Genomic DNA, 3870 nt, shown 5'->3' with positions numbered 1-3870 from the left:
TGGGCAATGGGGCGTCGGGGCTTCATCTCTGGGGCGCGCAGCTGGAGGTCGGGGCCGCGGCCAGTTCGGTCATTCTGACCGAGGCCTCCGCGGTCACCCGGGCGGCCGATCTGGCCAGCGTGGCGGTGGCGGCGGGAAGCTATGATCTGCGCCGCATCGATGCCACGGGAACGACCGACACCAAAGGGGTCGCACATGCGGGCGGGGCGCTGGCAATCGGTGTCGGGGCCCTTCATCTGCTGAGCGTTTTTCCTGCAGGAGTGCTGTGATGTTGATCTGTCTGAGCTTTGCCACCGCCCCAGAGGCACAGTCCGCCCTGTTCGCAGAAGGCGCCGTGCGGCATGCGGCGCTGGAAATCCTCAACCCCTGTCCGATGCCGATCACCCGCGAGACCGGGCAAACCGACGCCGACGGCGCCCCCGTGCTCGAAATGGTTCCGGGGTATCATGTCAATTGCGTGGCACCGGATGGGCTCGATCTGGCGGCGCTGGCGGCCTGGCGGCAATTCCCGAAAACGCCATTTGCGGTGCTGGCGGAGTGATCGATGCCCCCCCCGCGGGACATCCGAAACACGTTTGTCGAACAGGACAAGGCCCGGTCGAAAGACCGGGTCTTGTGGCTTTGATCCGGCAACGCGGTCCCAAGCTGTTGCGCAGGGGCCGACCCGGATCCCCGCCACCGATACCGGGTCGATATTGCCGGGCCGATTTCGGATCGCCCTCTCCGGCCCGGGTCGCGCATGCGACAGACGGCGCAGCCCCGGAACGCCGTGCACGCCTTTCCTTGTCAAGCGCTTGCGCGATATCGCTGGCAACATCGGAAAGCTCGATGCCGCGCAGGTTCACGTTCTCAAGGGGTCTCCCGAGCGCCCGGCGCAAGAAACCGCACAGCGTAAGTCCGGGCCCCCATCCTTCCGGCCATCTGCACTGTCCGCCCGGGGCGCGGAATTCCAATGACGTTTCGATCTTTGTCATCGCGTCTGGACAGTGCTTCGTCCTTCCCGCGCCCCAAACCCTGTCGAACGCCCTGGCCACAAGCGACCGGCACCTTGGGCGGCCCTCGCCTTCGCGGGCCGAAAGGACCGGGCGTCCCGCCCCGGGGCGGATGCAACCTTGCGGTGTGGAAAGAGCAGCGGTAAGATGCGCCAAGCTCTTGACCTTGAGGCGGCGCGATCGCGCGGTCGTATGTTTTATTCCAGCCTTTGTCGTATGGAGTTTTGCTTTGTCGAAGGTGGTTCTGGTCTGCAACACCGATGGCGCTTTGGCCAATTTTCGCGCACCCCTGATTCGTGCGCTGGTTGCGGCGGGGCATGACGTCGTCACGATCAGCGGATCGGGCGGCTACATCGAAACGCTGCGGGCGATGGGCGCCCGGCCGATCGTGGTTGAATTTTCCCGCCACTCCGCCTCGCCGCTGCGCAATTTTGGGCTGTTTTGCGATCTGCTGCGGATCGTGCGGCAAGAACGCCCCGATGTGGTGCACAGCTTCACCCACAAGGCGGTGATCTTCGGCAGCCTTGCCGCAGGTCTGGCGCGGGTGCCGAAGATCGTGGCGACCGTCACCGGGCTTGGAACGGTGTTCATCCGCTCCGACGTCAAGCATCGGGTGCTGCGTCAGCTTCTGGTCTGGCAGTATCGGTTCTTGCTGCCGTCGCGGGTGGCGGTGCTGTTTCAGAACCCCGACGACAAGCAGGATCTGGAAACGCTGGGCGCCATCGCGCCGGGGCGGGGCATCGTGACGGCGGGCTCGGGCATCGATCTGAACGAGTTCCCCCTGCCCGACGCGACCGCAATCGAAACGGCCCGGGCCCGGCTTGCCGCCGAGATCGGCATGGATCTTGGCGGGCGGATCGTCGCGCTGTTTCCCGCGCGCGGCGTTCCCGAAAAGGGCTTTTCCGAGTTTTACGCGGCGGCGCAAAGCCTGACCCGGGACTTTGCGGATCGCTTTGCCTTCGTCCACATGGGCCTGATCGACACCGCCGCCTCCGGGGCGCTGAGCGCCGCGGAAGTGGCGCAGTACGCAGGCGTGCACGGGGTTCACTTCATCGGCCACAAGACCGACCCCGGCGCCTACATGCAGGCGGCGGATGTGGTGGTGCTGCCCTCTTACCGCGAAGGCGTGCCCCGGTCGCTGATCGAAGCGCTCGCTTTCGGCAAATGTGTGGTCACCACCGACGTGCCCGGATGCCGGGAGACCGTCAAGGACGGCTGGAACGGGTATCTGTGCGCGGTGCGCAGCGCGTCCTCTCTCGCGGCGGCCCTCGCCCGGATCGACACCGATTTTCTGGCCCTTGCGGCCCCCAGATCCCGCCAGTTCTGCGAAGAAAAGTTCGACGTGCGCAAGTTGAATGCCCTGACCTTCGGGCTTTACGGCCTGCCCCCGCCCGCGGATCCCTCTCTCGCACGGGCGCAGGTCTGAGGTGGCGGGCATGGGCACATCGGGCACCAAGGCGCCGCGCCGGTTGCGGCTGTCGATCATCGGATCGGTCGGGGTTCCCGGTCGCTATGGCGGCTTCGAGACGCTGGTCGAAAACCTGGCCGTGCTTGCACCCGGCCTCGCGCCGGACATGGAGCTGACGATCTATTGCAGCGCGCGCAGCTATCCGCAGCGCGCCGCCACCTTTCACGGGGCGAAGCTGCGCTATCTGCCGCTGCAGGCCAACGGCGCCCAAAGCATTCCTTATGACATCCTGTCCTTGGCCGCGGCGGTCCTGTCGCGCGCCGATGTGGTGCTGGTGCTCGGGGTTTCGGGGGCCGTCGCCATTCCGCTCTTTCGCCGCCTTGGCGGGGCAAAGATCGTGACCAATGTCGATGGCATCGAATGGAAGCGCGAAAAATGGCGCGGTGTTTCGCGCTGGATCCTGCGGCTGTCCGAACGGTTGGCCGCACGGCATTCGCATGCGGTGATTGCCGACAACGACCATATCGCGGCGCATATCCGCAACAGCTATGGCGTGGATTGCGAAACGATCGCCTATGGCGGCGATCATGTGCTGGCGCCCGAGGCCGATCCCGCCCGTCTTCACGACCTGCCCGCGCGCTATGCGCTGTCGATTTGCCGGATCGAGCCGGAAAACAATGTCCGCATGATCCTCGAAGCCTTTGCCAGCAGGCCGACGGTGCCGCTGGTGCTGATCGGCAACTGGGCGGCCAGCGACTATGGGCGCGACCTGCGCAAGACCTTCGGGACGCTGCCCCATCTTTGCCTGCTGGACCCGATTTATGATCTGGCCAGGCTCAAGGCGATCCGGCAGCAGGCCCGGTTTTATGTTCACGGCCATTCCGCGGGGGGGACCAATCCCTCGCTGGTCGAGGCGATGCAGGTGCACCAGGACATCGTGGCGTTCGATTGCGGCTTCAACCGGGCGACGACCGAAAACGGGGCGTTGTTTTTCCAAGACCGCGATGCGCTTGGCGCGTTGATCGACGCGCTTTGCACCGGCTCCGTCGGCTGCGCCGCCGGGGCGATGAAGGACGTCGCCGATCGGAGATATACCTGGTCGGTCGTGGCGACCCGGTATTTCCGGCTTGTGCGTCGTCTGCTGGACGAAAAGCGACCCGGGGATCCCCTCGGTTTCGAGGGGAAAGACCCTGCGTCGCGCTGACGGGATCGAAAGGGAATGACAGTGCCGTTTCAGAAGAATGCACTTTTGACAGAACCGAAGGCCGGGGCGGGCCGCAAGGTGTTGCTGACCGGCACCGCCGGGTTCATCGGTTTTCACCTTGCGCGGCAGCTGCTGGCCGAGGGGTTCCGGGTGCAGGGCTATGACGGGATGACCGATTATTACGACGTCACCCTGAAGCAGCGCCGCCATGCGATCTTGCGCGAGCATCCCAATTTCACCGCGACCGAGGCGATGCTGGAAGATCA

General features: G+C 65.3%; 5 protein-coding genes. All 5 read left to right on the top strand.

All coding sequences use genetic code 11. From position 1 onward, the window contains the following. Positions 1–269, top strand: a 269-nt coding sequence (locus FBT96_RS19615) for a phage head spike fiber domain-containing protein (protein WP_455769547.1), incomplete at its 5' end; no start/stop codon positions are given. Continuing rightward, positions 269–541 carry a hypothetical protein gene (locus tag FBT96_RS19610; RefSeq protein WP_136909639.1) on the top strand — a complete coding sequence of 91 codons (273 nt, stop codon included), beginning with the start codon at positions 269–271 and terminating at the stop codon, positions 539–541. The genes FBT96_RS19615 and FBT96_RS19610, both read left to right, overlap by 1 nt. Positions 542–1230: 689 nt before the next feature. Further along, on the top strand, positions 1231–2418 hold the full coding sequence (locus FBT96_RS19605; RefSeq protein WP_249306582.1) for a glycosyltransferase family 4 protein: 1188 nt from the start codon (positions 1231–1233) through the stop codon (positions 2416–2418). Between the two features lie 10 nt (positions 2419–2428). After that, entirely contained in the window at positions 2429–3604 is a 1176-nt protein-coding gene (locus tag FBT96_RS19600) for a DUF1972 domain-containing protein (protein WP_136909635.1), read from the top strand. Positions 3605–3619: 15 nt separating this feature from the next. Continuing rightward, a partial coding sequence (locus FBT96_RS19595) for an NAD-dependent epimerase/dehydratase family protein (protein WP_346655947.1) occupies positions 3620–3870 on the top strand: 251 nt, incomplete at its 3' end.

It is taken from the genome of Rhodobacter capsulatus (assembly GCF_005144475.1).
Lineage (GTDB): Bacteria > Pseudomonadota > Alphaproteobacteria > Rhodobacterales > Rhodobacteraceae > Rhodobacter > Rhodobacter capsulatus_C.
Note: the sequence above shows the minus strand (reverse complement) of the source record. Positions and strands in the feature narration are given on the sequence as shown.

Bases quoted from the DNA above. Each gene is read 5' to 3' on its own strand.
- FBT96_RS19610 (WP_136909639.1), top strand. From the start codon at position 269: ATGTTGATCTGTCTGAGCTTTGCCACCGCCCCAGAGGCACAGTCCGCC.
- FBT96_RS19600 (WP_136909635.1), top strand. From the start codon at position 2,429: ATGGGCACATCGGGCACCAAGGCGCCGCGCCGGTTGCGGCTGTCGATC.